Source organism: Caldimonas taiwanensis NBRC 104434, from assembly GCF_001592165.1.
GTDB classification, from domain to species: domain Bacteria; phylum Pseudomonadota; class Gammaproteobacteria; order Burkholderiales; family Burkholderiaceae_C; genus Caldimonas; species Caldimonas manganoxidans.
Window position 1 is genome coordinate 1 of sequence record NZ_BCWK01000028.1, and the last position, 16906, is coordinate 16906.

13 protein-coding genes and 1 tRNA gene are annotated in these 16906 nt (G+C 63.1%); 1 reads left to right on the plus strand and 13 read right to left on the minus strand.

The window, feature by feature from the left end:
• Positions 1-113: 113 nt before the first annotated feature.
• The 3 genes from fusA to rpsL form a co-directional block, all read right to left on the minus strand.
• Complete coding sequence (gene fusA, locus CTA01S_RS15035; protein ID WP_019562156.1) at positions 114-2216, minus strand: elongation factor G; 2103 nt, start codon at positions 2214-2216, stop codon at positions 114-116.
• A 77-nt stretch (positions 2217-2293) separates the two neighbouring features.
• The gene (gene rpsG, locus CTA01S_RS15040) at positions 2294-2764 is read right to left on the minus strand and encodes a 30S ribosomal protein S7 (RefSeq protein ID WP_019562157.1); all 471 of its coding nucleotides are present in this window, start codon (positions 2762-2764) and stop codon (positions 2294-2296) included.
• Positions 2765-2908: 144 nt separating this feature from the next.
• Positions 2909-3286 carry a 30S ribosomal protein S12 gene (gene rpsL / locus CTA01S_RS15045; protein ID WP_019562158.1) on the minus strand — a complete coding sequence of 126 codons (378 nt, stop codon included), beginning with the start codon at positions 3284-3286 and terminating at the stop codon, positions 2909-2911.
• 309 nt (positions 3287-3595) lie between these two features.
• Here rpsL and CTA01S_RS15050 point away from each other — a divergent pair, with 309 nt between their 5' ends.
• Positions 3596-4042 (plus strand): PIN domain-containing protein, encoded by a 447-nt coding sequence (locus tag CTA01S_RS15050; RefSeq protein ID WP_232301092.1) that lies wholly within the window; start codon positions 3596-3598, stop codon positions 4040-4042.
• Here the strand turns inward: CTA01S_RS15050 and CTA01S_RS15055 are convergent.
• From CTA01S_RS15055 to CTA01S_RS15100, 10 genes are all read right to left on the minus strand, one after another.
• Positions 4018-4401, minus strand: a complete 384-nt coding sequence (locus tag CTA01S_RS15055; RefSeq protein ID WP_019562160.1) for a methylglyoxal synthase — start codon at positions 4399-4401, stop codon at positions 4018-4020. The two genes, CTA01S_RS15050 and CTA01S_RS15055, sit on opposite strands and share 25 nt — an antisense overlap.
• A gap of 125 nt (positions 4402-4526) precedes the next feature.
• A complete protein-coding gene (rpoC, locus tag CTA01S_RS15060; protein WP_019562161.1) occupies positions 4527-8753 on the minus strand; it encodes a DNA-directed RNA polymerase subunit beta' in 4227 nt (1408 codons plus the stop codon).
• 20 nt (positions 8754-8773) lie between these two features.
• A complete protein-coding gene (gene rpoB, locus CTA01S_RS15065; protein ID WP_019562162.1) occupies positions 8774-12895 on the minus strand; it encodes a DNA-directed RNA polymerase subunit beta in 4122 nt (1373 codons plus the stop codon).
• A 297-nt stretch (positions 12896-13192) separates the two neighbouring features.
• The gene (gene rplL / locus CTA01S_RS15070) at positions 13193-13570 is read right to left on the minus strand and encodes a 50S ribosomal protein L7/L12 (protein ID WP_019562163.1); all 378 of its coding nucleotides are present in this window, start codon (positions 13568-13570) and stop codon (positions 13193-13195) included.
• A 42-nt stretch (positions 13571-13612) separates the two neighbouring features.
• On the minus strand, positions 13613-14113 hold the full coding sequence (gene rplJ / locus CTA01S_RS15075; RefSeq protein ID WP_062196715.1) for a 50S ribosomal protein L10: 501 nt from the start codon (positions 14111-14113) through the stop codon (positions 13613-13615).
• Positions 14114-14402: 289 nt separating this feature from the next.
• A complete protein-coding gene (gene rplA, locus CTA01S_RS15080) occupies positions 14403-15110 on the minus strand; it encodes a 50S ribosomal protein L1 (RefSeq protein WP_019562165.1) in 708 nt (235 codons plus the stop codon).
• Positions 15111-15112: 2 nt separating this feature from the next.
• On the minus strand, positions 15113-15544 hold the full coding sequence (rplK, locus tag CTA01S_RS15085) for a 50S ribosomal protein L11 (protein ID WP_019562166.1): 432 nt from the start codon (positions 15542-15544) through the stop codon (positions 15113-15115).
• A gap of 165 nt (positions 15545-15709) precedes the next feature.
• On the minus strand, positions 15710-16267 hold the full coding sequence (gene nusG, locus CTA01S_RS15090; RefSeq protein WP_019562167.1) for a transcription termination/antitermination protein NusG: 558 nt from the start codon (positions 16265-16267) through the stop codon (positions 15710-15712).
• Positions 16268-16277: 10 nt separating this feature from the next.
• Positions 16278-16661 carry a preprotein translocase subunit SecE gene (gene secE / locus CTA01S_RS15095; protein WP_062196716.1) on the minus strand — a complete coding sequence of 128 codons (384 nt, stop codon included), beginning with the start codon at positions 16659-16661 and terminating at the stop codon, positions 16278-16280.
• 154 nt (positions 16662-16815) lie between these two features.
• Positions 16816-16891, minus strand: a tRNA-Trp gene (locus CTA01S_RS15100).
• Positions 16892-16906: the final 15 nt, after the last annotated feature.

Sequence of the window (16906 nt, forward strand, 5' to 3'; positions counted from 1 at the left end):
TGTCGGTCTCCAGGGAAAGAACAAAGCCCGTGTCGGTTTAAGGTCTCCGGCACTGACCTGCCACGGGCAGCAGGCCAACCCTGTCGTGCAGGGCGCCGAAGACCGTCTGGGGTTTACTTCGCGCGAGCGCTGATGATGGCGTCGGCCACGTTCTTGGGCGCTTCGGCGTAATGCTTGAACTCCATGGTGTAGGTGGCGCGACCTTGCGACATCGAGCGCAGCGTGGTCGAGTAGCCGAACATCTCGGACAGCGGCACCTCCGCCTTGATGATCTTGCCACCGCCAGGCATGTCGTCCATGCCCTGCACCATGCCGCGACGAGACGACAAGTCGCCCATCACGTTGCCGGCATATTCCTCCGGCGTCTCGACTTCCACGGCCATCATCGGCTCGAGGATCACCGGGTTGGCCCGGCGGCAAGCCTCTTTGAAGCCGATCGAAGCCGCCATCTTGAAGGCGTTTTCGCTGGAGTCCACCTCGTGATACGAGCCGAAGGTCAGAGTGACTTTGACATCCACCACCGGGTAGCCGGCCAACACGCCAGCCGTCAGGGCTTCTTCCACCCCCTTTTGCACCGCCGGGATGTATTCACGCGGCACCACCCCGCCTTTGATGGCATCGATGAACTCGAAGCCCTTGCCCGGCTCGTTGGGTTCGACCGTGAAGACGACATGGCCGTACTGACCCTTACCGCCAGACTGCCGCACGAACTTGCCTTCGACGTCGGAGACCGCCTTGCGAATGGTTTCGCGGTAGGCCACTTGCGGCTTGCCGACATTGGCCTCGACGCCAAACTCGCGCTTCATACGGTCGACGATGATCTCCAGGTGCAGCTCGCCCATGCCGGCGATGATGGTCTGGCCGGACTCTTCATCGGTCGAGACACGGAACGACGGGTCCTCGGAGGCCAAACGCTGCAAGGCGATGCCCATCTTCTCCTGGTCGGCTTTGGACTTGGGCTCCACCGCCTGCCGGATCACCGGCTCGGGGAAGACCATCTTCTCCAGCGTGATGATGGCCTCCGGATCGCACAGGGTCTCACCGGTGGTCACTTCCTTCAGGCCCACGCAGGCAGCGATGTCGCCGGCCAAGATCTCCTTGATCTCCTCGCGCTGGTTGGCGTGCATCTGCAGGATACGACCGATGCGCTCCTTTTTGCCCTTGACAGGGTTGTACACGGTGTCCCCCGACTTGAGCACGCCCGAATACACCCGCACGAAGGTCAACTGACCGACATACGGGTCGGTCATCAGCTTGAACGCCAGCGCGGCGAATTTCTCGTTGTCGTCGGCCTTGCGAGTGACTTCACGGTCATGCTCGTCCGTGCCCACCACCGGAGGAATGTCCACCGGCGAGGGCAGGAACTCGATCACCGCATCGAGCATGCGCTGCACGCCTTTGTTCTTGAAGGCCGAGCCACACAGCATGGGCTGGATCTCGGTGGCGATGGTGCGCTGGCGCAAGCCTTGCTTGATCTCGGCTTCGCTGAGCTCACCGGTCTCGAGGTATTTGTTCATCAGCTCTTCGCTGGCCTCGGCCGCCGCCTCGATCATGTTTTCACGCCATTTCTGGCAGGTCTCCACCAGATCGGCCGGGATGTCTTCGTAGGTGAACTTCATGCCCTGGGTCGCATCGTCCCAGATGATGGCCTTCATCTTGAACAGGTCCACCACGCCCTTGAAGTTCTCCTCGGCGCCGATGGGCACGACGATGGGCACGGGATTGGCCTTCAGGCGCGTCTTCATTTGTTCATAGACCTTGAAGAAGTTCGCGCCAGTGCGGTCCATCTTGTTGACGAACGCCAGGCGAGGCACCTTGTACTTGTTGGCCTGTCGCCAGACGGTTTCCGACTGCGGCTGCACGCCACCCACGGCGCAGTACACCATGCAGGCGCCGTCGAGCACGCGCATCGAACGCTCCACCTCGATGGTGAAGTCCACGTGGCCCGGGGTGTCGATGATGTTGAAGCGGTGCTCGGGGAAGGACAAATCCATGCCACGCCAAAAACAGGTGGTGGCCGCGGAGGTGATGGTGATTCCCCGCTCCTGCTCTTGCTCCATCCAGTCCATGGTGGCGGCGCCGTCGTGCACCTCACCGATCTTGTGATTCACACCCGTGTAGTACAGGATGCGCTCGGTGGTGGTGGTTTTACCGGCGTCGATGTGCGCTGAGATACCGATGTTCCGGTAGCGCTCGATCGGGGTCTTGCGGGGCATGATGTCACTCCAAATACAAAGGCCGCCCCGCGCGTCTCGTGGACAGCCGGGGCAGCCGCTGGCAGGTTGGCGGTTTCTTAGAAGCGGAAGTGCGAGAAGGCCTTGTTGGCTTCGGCCATGCGGTGAACCTCGTCACGCTTCTTCATGGCACCGCCACGGCCTTCGGCCGCCTCGAGCAGCTCGTTGGCCAGACGCTGAGCCATGGACTTTTCGCTGCGCTTGCGAGCCGACTCCTTGATCCAGCGCATGGCCAAGGCCATCCGGCGCACGGGACGAACTTCCACGGGAACCTGGTAGTTCGCACCGCCGACCCGACGAGACTTGACCTCGACCACGGGCTTGACGTTGTTCAGCGCGGTCATGAACACCTCCAGCGGGTCCTTGCCGGACTTCTTCTCGACTTGCTCGAGCGCACCATAGATGATGCGTTCGGCCACGGCCTTCTTGCCCGACTCCATGATGACATTCATGAACTTGGACAGATCGACACTGCCGAACTTGGGATCAGGCAGGACTTCGCGCTTGGGGACTTCGCGACGACGAGGCATGATGACTTCCTTTTCTGCTTCAGCTGGCGCGGAGCGTTGCCCGCACCGAAGGCACCCATCCTAGGCACCCACTTACTCGGCAAACCGCAGCTTGCCGCAACAATCTCGGCCCGACCTGACGGCCCGACCACGACAACTCTTTGATCAAGCTTTCTTCGGACGCTTGGCACCGTACTTGGAACGCGCCTGCTTACGATCCTTGACGCCCTGCAGATCGAGCGAACCACGCACGATGTGATAGCGCACCCCCGGCAAATCCTTCACGCGGCCGCCACGCACGAGCACCACGCTGTGCTCTTGCAGGTTGTGGCCCTCACCGCCAATGTAGGAAATGACTTCAAAGCCGTTCGTCAGGCGAACCTTGGCGACCTTGCGCAGCGCAGAGTTCGGCTTTTTGGGGGTGGTGGTGTACACGCGAGTGCACACGCCGCGTCGCTGCGGGCAGTTTTCCAGCGCAGGCGACTTGGACTTCGTGACGCTGGCCTTGCGGCCGTGGCGCACGAGCTGGTTGATGGTGGGCATAGTAACTTGTTCCCGTTTGAAGTTACGTTTCGGATGGATTCCGACAGGAGTGCCGAACCCCCCTGAACAAGCATGGCCGGTGGTCGCCCCTAGGCTCGCCGCCTCACCCACCCCGGAATGCTTCCGAAGGCCATGTGAGCACGCAAGCCACCCAGGGTTCCGCCAAAGCCGCCCAGCAAAGAGCGCAGCAGAATCTGCCGAAAAGCCTGTTATTGTAGGCTCAAGCCCGTTGGCCATGCAAGCCATGGTGGGACAGCCTTGGCTCTGTCAGGGTATGCTCCCACGGACCCCGCCATTGGCCCCTCGCCCGTGACGACTCCCTTGCGCATCGTGCTCGACACCAATGTGCTGCTCGACTGGTTGGTGTTCGACGACCCGCTCGCCCGCACCTGGAGCGCGGCCATTGCCCGCGGGGCCGTGGAATGGGTGGTGACGGACAGGATGCGCACGGAATGGCAGCGGGTACTGACTTATGAGGCGGTACGCCGCCGCGGCCTGGTGCCTTCGGCCGCGGACGCCTGGGATCGATACGCCCGGCTGCGGCCGGAACCCCCACCCTGCGCGCTGCGCTGCGCCGACCCCGACGATCAGGTCTTCATCGATCTTGCCGTGGCCGAAGGCGCACGTTGGTTGCTGAGCAAGGACCGGGCTTTGCTGGCGCTGGCCCGGCGCGCGGCGCGTCTGGGAGTGCAGGTGTCGACGCCAGGCGGCTGGCGGCTGGAGGCCACGGCTCAGGACGCCTGCGCCGCCAATTGACGCAGCATCAGGCGGGCGCTGGCCATGTTGGTGGCGCAGGGCACGTCGTGCACGTCGCAAGCACGCACCAAGGCGTTGATGTCCGGTTCGTGGGGTTGGGGGGTCATCGGGTCGCGCAAGAAGATGACCGCATCGACCGCCTCCACCGCCAGCCGGGCACCGATTTGCAGATCGCCCCCCAGCGGGCCGCTGAGCAGACACTCCACGTCCAGCCCCACCTGCGCCTGCAGCCGTGATCCGGTGGTGCCGGTGGCAATCAGATGGCAGCGGCCCAGAAAGTCGCGGAACTCCTGGGCCAGGCGGATCATGTCGTTTTTCTTGCCATCGTGGGCGATCAGGGCTAGGCACAGCGGTCTCATGATGGTCTCCTGCGTGCGATCGATGATAGTGGGCCGTGGTGACGACGGGGGTACAAGCCGGTGCCGAGCGGGCATGAAAAAAGGCGGCCGAAGCCGCCTGGGTGAGGCAACGACCCTGGACGGGGTCATTCCTGTGGCGTGCCTTCCTCGCCGTCTGCGTCGATCCGAGCCAATTGCAGGGCCGCCATTTCCTGGGCTTCCTGCATGGCAATGGCTCGACGTTCTTGCTCGTCCATCTCCTCCTTGGCCTTGCGGGCCTGGTGGTAAGCCAGGCCGGTGCCGGCGGGAATCAGGCGACCGACGATGACGTTTTCCTTCAGACCGCGCAGCTCGTCGCGCTTGCCCATGATGGCCGCCTCGGTGAGCACGCGGGTGGTTTCCTGGAAGGACGCGGCCGAGATGAAGGAGTCCGTCGACAGCGAGGCCTTGGTGATGCCCAGCAGCACGTCGCTGTAGGTCGCAGGCATCTTGCCTTCGGCCACGAGCTTGTCGTTGGTGTCGAGCAGCTCGGAGCGCTCGACTTGCTCGCCGGCGATGTAGTGGCTGTCGCCCGGATTGACGATCTGCACACGACGCAGCATCTGGCGAACGATCACCTCGATGTGCTTATCGTTGATCTTCACGCCCTGCAGGCGGTAGACGTCCTGCACTTCGTCGACGATGTAGCGAGCCAGCTCCTCGATGCCCAACAGGCGCAGGATGTCTTGCGGGTCGGCCGCGCCATCGACGATGAGTTCGCCGCGGTTGACCACTTGACCTTCGTGCACGAGGATGTTCTTCTCCTTGGGCACGAGTTCTTCCCAGACGTTGCCGTCCGGGTCGGTGATCTGCAGACGCACCTTGCCTTTGGTCTCCTTGCCGAAGGACACCGTGCCGGTGACTTCGGCCAGTGTGCCCTTGTCTTTGGGCGAGCGGGCTTCGAACAGTTCGGCCACGCGCGGCAGACCGCCGGTGATATCGCGGGTCTTCTGGCCTTCCACCGGGATGCGCGCCAGCACCTCACCGGGGGCAAGTTCCTGGCCATCGCGCACCTGGATCAATGCCCCCACCGGGAAGCCGATGGTCACCGAGTGATCGGTCCCGGGGATCTTCACTTCGTTGCCGTTGGCGTCGACCAGCTTGACTTGCGGACGCACCACCTTGGCGGCACCCCGGCGTTTCGGGTCGATCACGACGAGCGTGGACAAGCCAGTGACCTCATCGACCTGCTTGGCCACGGTCACGCCTTCTTCGAGGTTCTCGAACTTCACCCGGCCGGCAAACTCGGTGATGATCGGACGGGTCAGCGGATCCCAGTTGGCCAGCACGGTGCCCGCTTTGATGGCTTGGTCGGCCTTGACATGCAAGGTGGCCCCATAGGGCACCTTGTGGCGCTCACGTTCACGCCCATGCGGGTCGGAGATGACGATCTCGCCCGAACGTGCGATCACCACCAGTTCGCCCTTGCTGTTGGTCACGTAGCGCATGGTCGCATTGAAGCCGACGATACCGTCGGACTTGGCCTCCACGCTGGAAGCCACGGCCGCACGGGTAGCCGCCCCACCGATGTGGAAGGTGCGCATCGTCAGCTGGGTGCCGGGCTCGCCGATGGACTGCGCAGCGATCACGCCCACGGCTTCGCCGACGTTGACCAAACCGCCGCGGCCCAGGTCGCGGCCGTAGCACTTCGCGCACAAGCCGTAGCGCGTGTTGCAGGTCAGCGGCGTACGCACCTTGACCTCGTCGACGCCCGCGGCTTCGAGCAGGTCCATCGCGTCTTCGTCCAGCATCTCGCCGGCCTTGACCAGCACTTCCTGGGTCTCGGGATGGAGCACGTCATGCGCCGGAATGCGGCCGAGAATGCGGTCGCGCAGCGACTCGATCACTTCACCACCTTCGACCAAAGCGCGCATCGCAATGCCATGGGTGGTGCCGCAGTCCTCTTCGGTCACGACCAGGTCTTGGGTCACGTCCACCAGGCGACGGGTCAGATAGCCGGAGTTGGCCGTCTTGAGTGCGGTGTCGGCCAAGCCTTTGCGGGCGCCGTGCGTGGAGTTGAAGTACTGCAGCACGTTGAGCCCTTCACGGAAGTTGGCCGTGATGGGCGTCTCGATGATGGAGCCATCGGGCTTGGCCATCAGGCCGCGCATGCCCGCCAATTGGCGGATCTGAGCCGCCGAGCCGCGAGCGCCGGAGTCGGCCATCATGTAGATGGAGTTGAAGGACTCCTGCTCCACGACATTGCCGTGGCGATCGACGACCTTCTCCTTGGAGAGCTGGGCCATCATGACCTTGCCGACCTCGTCGCCGGTCTTGCCCCAAATGTCCACCACCTTGTTGTAGCGCTCGCCGGCGGTCACCAGACCGGAGATGTACTGCTGCTCGATCTCCTTGACTTCCTTCTCGGCACGCTCGATCAGGGCTTGCTTCTCCTTGGGCACGAGCATGTCGTCGATGGCGATCGAGATGCCCGCGCGCGTAGCCAGCCGGAAGCCCGCCTGCAGCAGCTTGTCGGCAAAGACCACCGTCTCCTTCAAGCCGCAGCGGCGGAAGGAGGCGTTGATCAGCTTGGAGATTTCTTTCTTCTTCAGCGCCTTGTTGATGGTGGAGAACGGCAGCCCCTTGGGCAGGATCTCCGACAGCAGCGCACGACCCACCGTGGTTTCCACGAGCTTGGTCTCGGGCACCATCTCACCAGTGGCCGGGTCTTTGACGTAGTCGGTCAGGCGCACGCTGATGCGGGCGGTCAGCTCCACCGCCCCGTTGTCCAGTGCGCGCTGCACCTCGGACACGTCGCTGAACACCATGCCCTCGCCCTTGCCGTTGATGCGCTCACGAGTGGCGTAATACAGCCCGAGCACCACGTCCTGGGACGGCACGATGGACGGCTCGCCGTTGGCCGGGAACAGCACGTTGTTGGAGGCCAGCATCAACACGCGAGCCTCCATCTGCGCCTCGATGGACAACGGCACGTGCACGGCCATCTGGTCGCCGTCGAAGTCGGCGTTGAAGGCCGCACACACCAGCGGGTGCAGCTGGATCGCCTTGCCCTCGATCAGCACCGGCTCGAAGGCCTGGATCCCCAAACGGTGCAGCGTGGGAGCACGGTTGAGCAGGACGGGGTGCTCTTTGATGACCTCCTCGAGAATGTCCCACACCACCGGCGTGCCGGCCTCGACTTCCTTCTTGGCAGCCTTGATCGTGGAGGCAATGCCCATCGCCTCCAGCTTGCTGAAGATGAAAGGCTTGAACAGCTCCAGGGCCATCAGCTTGGGCAAGCCGCACTGATGCAGCTTGAGCGTGGGACCCACGGTGATCACCGAGCGGCCAGAGTAGTCGACGCGCTTGCCCAGCAGGTTCTGCCGGAAGCGCCCCCCCTTGCCCTTGATCATGTCGGCCAGCGACTTCAGCGCACGCTTGTTCGCGCCGGTCATGGCCTTGCCGCGGCGACCGTTGTCCAGCAAGGAATCCACCGCCTCTTGCAGCATGCGCTTTTCGTTGCGCACGATGATCTCGGGCGCCTTGAGTTCGAGCAGACGCGCCAGACGGTTGTTGCGGTTGATGACGCGGCGGTACAGGTCGTTGAGGTCCGAGGTCGCGAAGCGGCCGCCATCGAGCGGGACCAATGGGCGCAGGTCCGGCGGCAGCACCGGCAGCACCTCCATGATCATCCATTGCGGCTTGATGCCCGACTTCTTGAACGCTTCGAGCACCTTCAGGCGCTTGGCGTTCTTCTTGATCTTGAGCTCGGAGCCCGTCATGTCGTTGCGGATCTTTTCGATCTCGACATCCAGGTCCATGTCCTCGAGCAGCTTCTTGATGCCCTCGGCGCCCATCATCGCGACGAATTCGTCGCCGTACTCCTTGCGCTTGGCCTCGTAATCGTCCTCGGACATGATGCTGTACTTCTTCAGCGGCGTCATGCCGGGGTCGACCACCACATAGGCTTCGAAGTACAGCACGCGCTCGATGTCGCGCAGCGTCATGTCCAGCACCAAACCCAGCCGCGACGGCAGGCTCTTGAGGAACCAGATGTGCGCGCAGGGGGCGGCCAGCTCGATGTGGCCCATGCGCTCGCGGCGCACCTTGGTCTGGGTCACTTCGACACCGCACTTCTCGCAGATCACGCCGCGGTGCTTCAAGCGCTTGTACTTGCCGCACAAGCACTCATAGTCCTTGATCGGGCCGAAGATCTTGGCGCAGAACAGGCCGTCACGCTCGGGCTTGAAGGTGCGGTAGTTGATGGTCTCGGGCTTCTTCACTTCACCGAAGGACCACGAGCGGATCTTCTCGGGCGAGGCCAACCCGATGCGAATCGCATCGAAGTGTTCGTCGGGCGTGAACTGCTTGAACAGGTCCAGCAAACCTTTCATGAGGTTCTCCTATTCCTTCTTTAGTTGCGCTCGAGCTCGATATCGATACCCAGCGAACGAATTTCCTTGACGAGCACGTTGAAGGACTCGGGCATGCCGGCGTCGATCGCGTGTTCACCCTTGACGATGTTTTCGTAGACCTTGGTGCGGCCGTTCACGTCGTCGGACTTGACGGTCAGCATCTCCTGCAGCACGTAAGACGCACCGTAGGCTTCCAAAGCCCAGACTTCCATCTCACCGAAGCGCTGGCCGCCGAACTGCGCCTTACCACCCAGCGGCTGCTGAGTGACCAGGCTGTACGGGCCGGTGGAGCGGGCGTGCATCTTGTCGTCCACCAGGTGGTGCAGCTTGAGCACGTGCATGTAGCCCACGGTGACCGGACGCTCGAAGGCGTCGCCGGTGCGGCCGTCATAGAGGGTGGCCTGCGTGCGCGCGGCCGTCAGCCCCTTCTTGGCGGCAATGTCGTCCGGATAGGCCAGCTGCAGCATGGCACGGATCTCGTCTTCGGTCGCGCCGTCGAAGACAGGCGTCGCAAACGGCACGCCTTGAGACAGGTTGCGCGCCATCTCGAGGAGCTCCTCGTCGCTCAGTTGGCTCAGATCCTCGGTGCGGCCGCCCGACTTGTTGTACAGCTCGTCGAGGAACTGCCGCAGCTCGGCCACACGGGCTTCGCGCTGCAACATGTCACCGATGCGCTGACCAATGCCTTTGGCGGCCCAGCCCAGGTGAACTTCGAGCACCTGCCCCACGTTCATGCGCGAGGGCACCCCCAGCGGGTTGAGCACGATGTCCACCGGCGTGCCATCGGCCATGTACGGCATGTCTTCGACCGGGACGATCTTGGAGACCACACCTTTGTTCCCGTGGCGGCCGGCCATCTTGTCGCCAGGCTGCAGCCGACGCTTGACGGCCAGATACACCTTGACCATCTTGAGCACGCCGGCCGGCAGCTCGTCGCCCTGCGTGAGCTTCTTGCGCTTTTCTTCGAAGGCCAGGTCGAAACTGTGGCGGGTTTGTTCGAGCGAGTTCTTGATCGACTCGAGCTGGTTGGCCACGTCTTCTTCGGCCGGACGAATGTCGAACCAATGGTACTTCTCGACCTCGGCGAGGTACTCTTTGGTGATCGTCGTGCCCTTGGCCAGCTTCTTCGGACCACCGTTGGCCACGCGACCCACCAGCAGCTTCTCGATGCGGTCGAAGGCGTCGGCCTCGACGATGCGCAGCTGGTCGTTGAGGTCCAGGCGGAAGCGCTTGAGTTCGTCGTCGATGATCTGCTGCGCCCGCTTGTCGCGTTGGATGCCCTCGCGGGTGAAGACCTGCACGTCGATGACGGTGCCGGAGGTGCCCTGGTCCACGCGCAGCGAGGTGTCTTTCACGTCGGAGGCCTTCTCACCGAAGATCGCGCGCAGCAGCTTTTCCTCCGGCGTCAGCGTGGTCTCGCCCTTGGGCGTGACCTTGCCAACCAGCACATCGCCGGCTTGCACTTCGGCGCCGATGTAGACGATGCCGGATTCGTCCAGGCGTGAGAGCTGGTGCTCGGACAAATTGGGAATGTCCCGCGTGATTTCCTCGGGACCGAGCTTGGTGTCGCGGGCCATGACCACCAGTTCCTCGATGTGGATCGAGGTGTAGCGATCATCGGCCACGACACGCTCGCTGATGAGGATGGAGTCCTCGAAGTTGTAGCCGTTCCACGGCATGAAGGCCACGAGCATGTTTTGGCCCAGGGCCAGTTCGCCGAGGTCGGTGGAGGCACCATCGGCAATGATGTCGCCGGCTTGCACCCGATCGCCGCGACGCACGATGGGGCGCTGATGGATGTTGGTGTTCTGGTTGGAACGCTGGTACTTGATGAGGTTGTAGATGTCCACACCCACTTCGCCCGCAACCGTCTCCTCGTCATTGACGCGGATCACGATGCGGTTGGTGTCGACATAATCGACCACGCCACCGCGGCGGGCAGCCACCACCGTGCCGGAGTCCTTGGCAGCGACCCGCTCGACCCCGGTGCCCACGAAGGCTTTTTCGGGACGCAGCACCGGCACGGCTTGACGCTGCATGTTGGCGCCCATCAGCGCACGGTTGGCGTCGTCGTGCTCCAGGAAAGGCACCAGCGAAGCCGCCACCGAGACGATCTGCGCCGGGGCCACGTCCATGTACTGGACACGCTCGGGGCTGACCAGCACCGACTCGCCCTTTTCACGCGCGCTGACCAGCTCGTCGATCAGCCGGCCATCCTTGTCCAGGGTGGCGTTGGCCTGGGCAATGACGTACTTGCCTTCCTGAATGGCCGACAGGTATTCGATCTCGTTGGTGACCTTGCCATCGACGACACGCCGATACGGCGTCTCCAGGAAGCCGTACTCGTTCAGCCGAGCATACAGCGCCAGCGAGTTGATCAGGCCGATGTTCGGGCCTTCGGGCGTTTCGATCGGGCAGACGCGGCCATAGTGCGTCGGATGCACGTCGCGCACCTCGAAGCCGGCTCGCTCGCGGGTCAACCCGCCCGGACCCAGCGCCGAGACCCGACGCTTGTGCGTGATCTCGGACAGCGGGTTGGTCTGGTCCATGAACTGGCTGAGCTGGCTGGCCCCGAAGAACTCCTTCAGCGCCGCGGAGATCGGCTTGGAGTTGATCAGGTCATGCGGCATCAAGGATTCGGTCTCGGCTTGACCCAGACGCTCTTTGACCGCCTTTTCGATGCGGGCCAAGCCGGAGCGGAACTGGTTCTCGGCCAACTCACCCACGCAGCGCACACGGCGGTTGCCCAGGTGGTCGATGTCGTCGACTTCGCCGCGGCCGTTGCGCAGATCCACCAGGATCTTCACCACGTCGAGGATGTCCTCGTTGGACAGCGTCATCGAACCTTCGGGCGAGTCGCGGCCCACGCGGGCGTTGAACTTCATGCGGCCCACGCGCGACAGGTCGTAGGTGTCGGGGTTGTAGAACAGGCGGTTGAACAGGGCCTGGACGGCGTCTTCCGTCGGCGGCTCGCCAGGGCGCATCATGCGATAGATCGCCACCCGCGCGGCCAGCTCGTCGGCGGTTTCATCGATGGCCAGGGTCTGGCTGATGTAGGGCCCTTGGTCCAGCTCATTGGTGTACAGGCATTGGATGTCCTTGATGCCTGCAGCACGCAGCTTCTTCAGCAGCGTTTCGGTCAGTTCGTCGTTGGCCTTGGCGATGATCTCGCCCGTTTCGGGGTCGATCTGGTTCTTGGCTAGCACGCGACCGATGAGGAAGTCCTCGGGCACGGTGATGAACTGCGTGCCCGATTGCTCCAGCAGCCGGGTGTGACGCGCCGTGATGCGCTTGTCCTTCTCGACGATGACATTGCCCGCCTTGTCGGTGATGTCGAAGCGCGCCACCTCACCCTTGAGGCGCTCGGCCACGAATTCCATCTGCGCGCCCGACTCCATCAGACGGAAGTTGTCGAACACGAAGAAGTGCGCCAGGATCTGCTCGGGCGTCAAGCCAATGGCCTTGAGCAGGATGGTGACCGGCATCTTGCGGCGACGGTCGACACGGAAGTACAGGATGTCCTTCGGGTCGAACTCGAAGTCCAGCCAGGAGCCTCGGTAGGGAATGATGCGCGCGGAAAACAGCAGCTTGCCCGAGCTGTGCGTCTTGCCCTTGTCGTGCTCGAAGAACACGCCCGGCGAGCGGTGCAGCTGGGAGACGATCACGCGCTCGGTGCCGTTGACGATGAAGGAGCCATAGTCCGTCATGAGCGGCACTTCGCCCATGTAGACCTCTTGCTCCTTGATCTCCTTGACCGTCTTGGCCTGCGGGCTCTCGCGGTCGTAGATGATCATCTGCAACTTCGCGCGCACGGCCGCCGCGTAGGTCAGACCCCGCTGCTGGCATTCACGCACGTCGAACGGAGGCTTGGCGATGTTGTACTCGATGAACTTCATCTCCACGAACCCGTTGTGCGACACGATCGGGAACGTGGACAGGAAAGCCGCCTGCAGCCCCTCGGGCTTGCGCTGCGCAGGCGGAACGTCCTTTTGCAAGAAGGCCACGTAGGAGTCCTTCTGCATCTTGAGGAGGTAAGGGACATCGAGCACGCTTTCGCGTTTGCCGAAGCTTTTGCGAATGCGCTTGCGCTCGGTGTAGCTGTAGGATTTTGCTTGCGCCATAAACACTCCGTGTCGAAGACTACCGTCCGGCCGTAGACGGCGTTTCGTTCGGCGACTGGCTTTTCAGACCTTGCGTCTGAAGCTTGGTGGCTGGCCACTACCAGCCGCTGGCGGACAACCCCGGCATTGCACCGAGGCTCGACCAAAGCCGTGCTCCTGCAGTCGGATCAGAGAACACTTGGAAAGGGGCCGGCCTCTTGGCCGTTCGACCCCTTTGCAGGTGCTCTCCGGGGCCTTCCCCGGAAAGCGCAAAGGCTGGGGGCCTTGCCAGCACCCAGCCCCTGCGGTCGCGCCCGATTACTTGAGCTCGACCTTGGCGCCGGCTTCTTCCAGCTTCTTCTTGGCCGCTTCGGCATCGGCCTTGGAAATGCCTTCCTTGACGGGCTTCGGAGCACCGTCCACCAGGTCCTTGGCTTCCTTCAGGCCCAAGCCGGTGATTTCGCGCACGGCCTTGATGACCGCCACCTTGTTCGAGCCGGCATCGGCCAGCACCACGGTGAATTCGGTCTTTTCTTCGGCCGCAGCCGCAGCAGCACCGCCACCAGCGGCCGCCGGAGCCGCCATGGCGGCAGCGGACACACCAAACTTCTCTTCGATGGCCTTCACCAGGTCATTGAGTTCCATGACGGACATGGTGTCCAGGGCGGCCAGGAAAGCGTCTTTGTCGAATGCCATGATAGGTTTCCTAAATCTTGAAAAAGGTTGCAGAGGGGGACGTCAGGCGGCTGCAGCTTCGCTGCGCTTTTCGGCCAGGGCCGCCAGGACACGCGCGGTGCGCGCGATGGGCGACTTGAGCAAGCCGGCCAGCTGCGACAACAGGACTTCCTTGCTCGGAATGGCCGCCAGGGCCTTGATGCCCTCGCTGTCCAGCGCCTTGCCGTTGTACGCACCGGCCTTCAGGACCAGCTTGTCGTTGCCTTTGGCAAAGTCGGCCAGGATCTTGGCCGCCGCCACGGCGTCTTCCGAAAAACCGTAGATCAGCGGACCGACCATGTGGTCACCGATCACCTCGAAGGACGTGCCAGCCACGGCCCGGCGCGCAAGGGTGTTCTTCAGCACGTGAAGGTACACGCCTTTTTCGCGCGCCTGCTTGCGCAGCGCATCCATCTGGGCGACGGTGAGGCCGCGATACTCGGCCAGCGCCAGCGTCTGTGACTTGGCCGCTTGGGCCGCCACTTCCGCCACGACGGTTGCTTTCTCGTTGCGATTGAGACTCAAGGTCTGCTCCTCACTTCACGCATCCGTGTCGCCACGGATGTACCCGGGTTCAAGCGACCTGCATTCAGGAAACCGGACGGCTTCTTGCGAACCCGTCCCACATCCGTTCAGCGGGACCGCCATCTGCGTTGGCTTCGGCTGCGGCCTTCATCGGCCCTGGCCTCGATTAAGCGGCCCTCGCGGGCTGCACCAACGGTCTTTGATAGCCCACCCCCGTCCAACGACGCGGGCAGCCCACCAATGTGTCGGTGCTGCGCCTGACCTCAGACACAGCACCCTCATTCACACCTCACGCATTCGACGCCGTGGGAATCGACGAAGCATCCACGCGCACGCCCACGCCCATCGTCGAAGACACCGCCACTTTGCGCAGGTAGACGCCTTTGCTGGACGCCGGCTTGGCCTTGTTCAGGGCCTCCAGCAACGCGGCCAGGTTGTCCTTGAGCTTGTCGGTGTCGAACGAGCGACGCCCAATCGTGCCGTGCACGATGCCAGCCTTGTCGACACGGAATTGCACCTGACCTGCCTTGGCGTTCTTCACCGCGGTGGCCACGTCGGGCGTCACGGTGCCCACCTTCGGGTTGGGCATCAGGCCGCGCGGACCCAGGATTTGACCCAGGGTACCGACCACCCGCATCGCGTCCGGCGAGGCAATCACGACATCGAAGTTGATGTTGCCGGCCTTGATCTGTTCGGCCAGGTCTTCCATGCCGACCACGTCGGCCCCGGCAGCCTTGGCCTCTTCGGCCTTGGCCCCTTGTGCGAAGACGGCCACGCGCTTGGTCTTGCCGGTGCCATTGGGCAGCACGACGGCGCCACGCACCACCTGGTCGGACTTCTTGGCATCCACACCCAGTTGCACGGCCACGTCGATGGATTCGTCGAACTTGGCGGTGGCGCATTCCTTGACGATCCGCAGCGCCTCGTCGATCGGATACAGCTTGGAGCTGTCAACTTTGCCCTGCAGGGCCTTTTGACGCTTCGTGAGCTTGGCCATGTTCAGACTCCTTCCACCGTCACGCCCATGGAACGGGCCGAACCAGCAATGGTCTTGACCGCGGCCTCGAGGTCCGCCGCCGTCAGGTCCTTCAGCTTGGTCTTGGCGATCTCCTCGAGCTGGGCGCGGGTGATCTTGCCCACCTTCTCGACATGCGGACGGCTGGAACCCTTGTCCAGCTTGAGCGCCTTCTTGATCAGCACGGTCGCCGGCGGGGTCTTGATGACGAAGGTGAAGGACTTGTCTGCAAACGCGGTGATCACCACCGGCAGCATCAGACCGGGCTCCATGCCCTGGGTCTGGGCGTTGAACGCCTTGCAGAACTCCATGATGTTCAGGCCGCGCTGACCGAGCGCCGGACCCACCGGGGGCGAAGGATTGGCCTTGCCCGCCGGAATTTGCAGCTTGATGAAGCCGACAATCTTCTTGGCCATGATCTCTCCATTCACACCGCTTGCGGCCACGCAAACGGCGTTGAGTACAAACGCCAGGGGCGGTCGCTCACGGCGCTGCGCCCTGGCTCCTCGTCACGGTGTCACGTCACCGTCAGCAACGGGTCGGGTTTGCTGCTTCATGACGCAGCCGGCCCCCACCAAGCCTCAAACCTTTTCCACCTGATGGAAATCGAGCTCGACCGGCGTCGCACGACCAAAGATGGTGACCGACACGCGCACCTTGGACTTGTCGTAGTTGACCTCTTCGATCGCGCCATTGAAGTCGGTGAAGGGGCCTTCTTTGACGCGCACGATCTCGCCGACTTCCCACTCGACCTTGGGCCGCGGCTTCTCGAAGCCCTCTTGCATCTGGTTGACGATCTTCATGACCTCGTCTTCCGAGATGGGCACGGGGCGGTTCTTGGCGCCACCGACGAAACCAGTCACCTTGGAGGTGTGTTTGACCAGGTGCCAGGTGTCGTCGTCCATCACCATCTCCACCAGCACATAGCCGGGGAAGAAGCGGCGCTCGGTCACGGCCTTCTTGCCGTTCTTGACCTCGACCACTTCCTCGGTGGGCACCAGGATGCGACCAAACTTGTGTTGCATGCCGGCGCGCTCGATGCGCTCACGCAGGTTGCGCTCGACAGCCTTTTCCATGCCCGAATAGGCATGGACCACATACCAGCGCTTGACCGGGCCTTCGCTTGCGGTACTCGTCACGTCAGTCACCTCAACCCCTCCAGCCCAGGATCAGGTCGTACAGGACCCACTCCAGCGTCTTGTCGGTCACCCACAGGAACAGCGCCATCACCACCACGAAGGCGAAGACGTAGCCGGTCATCTGCAGCGCCTCTTTGCGACTGGGCCAGACGACTTTGCGCACTTCGCGCACGGACTCTCGGCCAAAGCCGATGAGCTGTTTGCCCGGCTCGGACGCGAAGAACACCACGACGGCCACCAGCAACAGCCCCAGCAGCGCGAGCACGCGCACCCAGGTGTCATGCTGGCCCAACAGGTAATAGGCTGCCACGGCGCCCAGCGCCAGCAGGGCTGCCGCAGCCAGTTTGGCTTTGTCAGCCCCGGTGGAGACGGTTTCGACTTGAGCTTGGGTCATTTGTCTTGTCTACAACGCGGCCGCCCCACTCAGCGGGCCGACCGCCTATCAGCAGCAAAGCCCGCCGGGCTCATCGGGCCATTTTGGGCCCCGCCTGCGGGCTGCTGGACGACCAGACCGGTCTTGGCGATCTTGTGTATTCACCTCGAAGATCTGGCAGGGGCAGAGGGAATCGAACCCCCAACCTTCGGTTTTGGAGACCGACGCTCTGCCAATTGAGCTATGCCCCTAGAACGCGGCTCCTT

Coding starts and splice junctions, on each gene's coding strand:
- fusA (WP_019562156.1), bottom strand. CDS start 2,216: ATGCCCCGCAAGACCCCGATCGAGCGCTACCGGAACATCGGTATCTCA.
- rpsG (WP_019562157.1), bottom strand. CDS start 2,764: ATGCCTCGTCGTCGCGAAGTCCCCAAGCGCGAAGTCCTGCCTGATCCC.
- rpsL (WP_019562158.1), bottom strand. CDS start 3,286: ATGCCCACCATCAACCAGCTCGTGCGCCACGGCCGCAAGGCCAGCGTC.
- CTA01S_RS15055 (WP_019562160.1), bottom strand. CDS start 4,401: ATGAGACCGCTGTGCCTAGCCCTGATCGCCCACGATGGCAAGAAAAAC.
- rpoC (WP_019562161.1), bottom strand. CDS start 8,753: ATGAAAGGTTTGCTGGACCTGTTCAAGCAGTTCACGCCCGACGAACAC.
- rpoB (WP_019562162.1), bottom strand. CDS start 12,895: ATGGCGCAAGCAAAATCCTACAGCTACACCGAGCGCAAGCGCATTCGC.
- rplL (WP_019562163.1), bottom strand. CDS start 13,570: ATGGCATTCGACAAAGACGCTTTCCTGGCCGCCCTGGACACCATGTCC.
- rplA (WP_019562165.1), bottom strand. CDS start 15,110: ATGGCCAAGCTCACGAAGCGTCAAAAGGCCCTGCAGGGCAAAGTTGAC.
- rplK (WP_019562166.1), bottom strand. CDS start 15,544: ATGGCCAAGAAGATTGTCGGCTTCATCAAGCTGCAAATTCCGGCGGGC.
- secE (WP_062196716.1), bottom strand. CDS start 16,661: ATGACCCAAGCTCAAGTCGAAACCGTCTCCACCGGGGCTGACAAAGCC.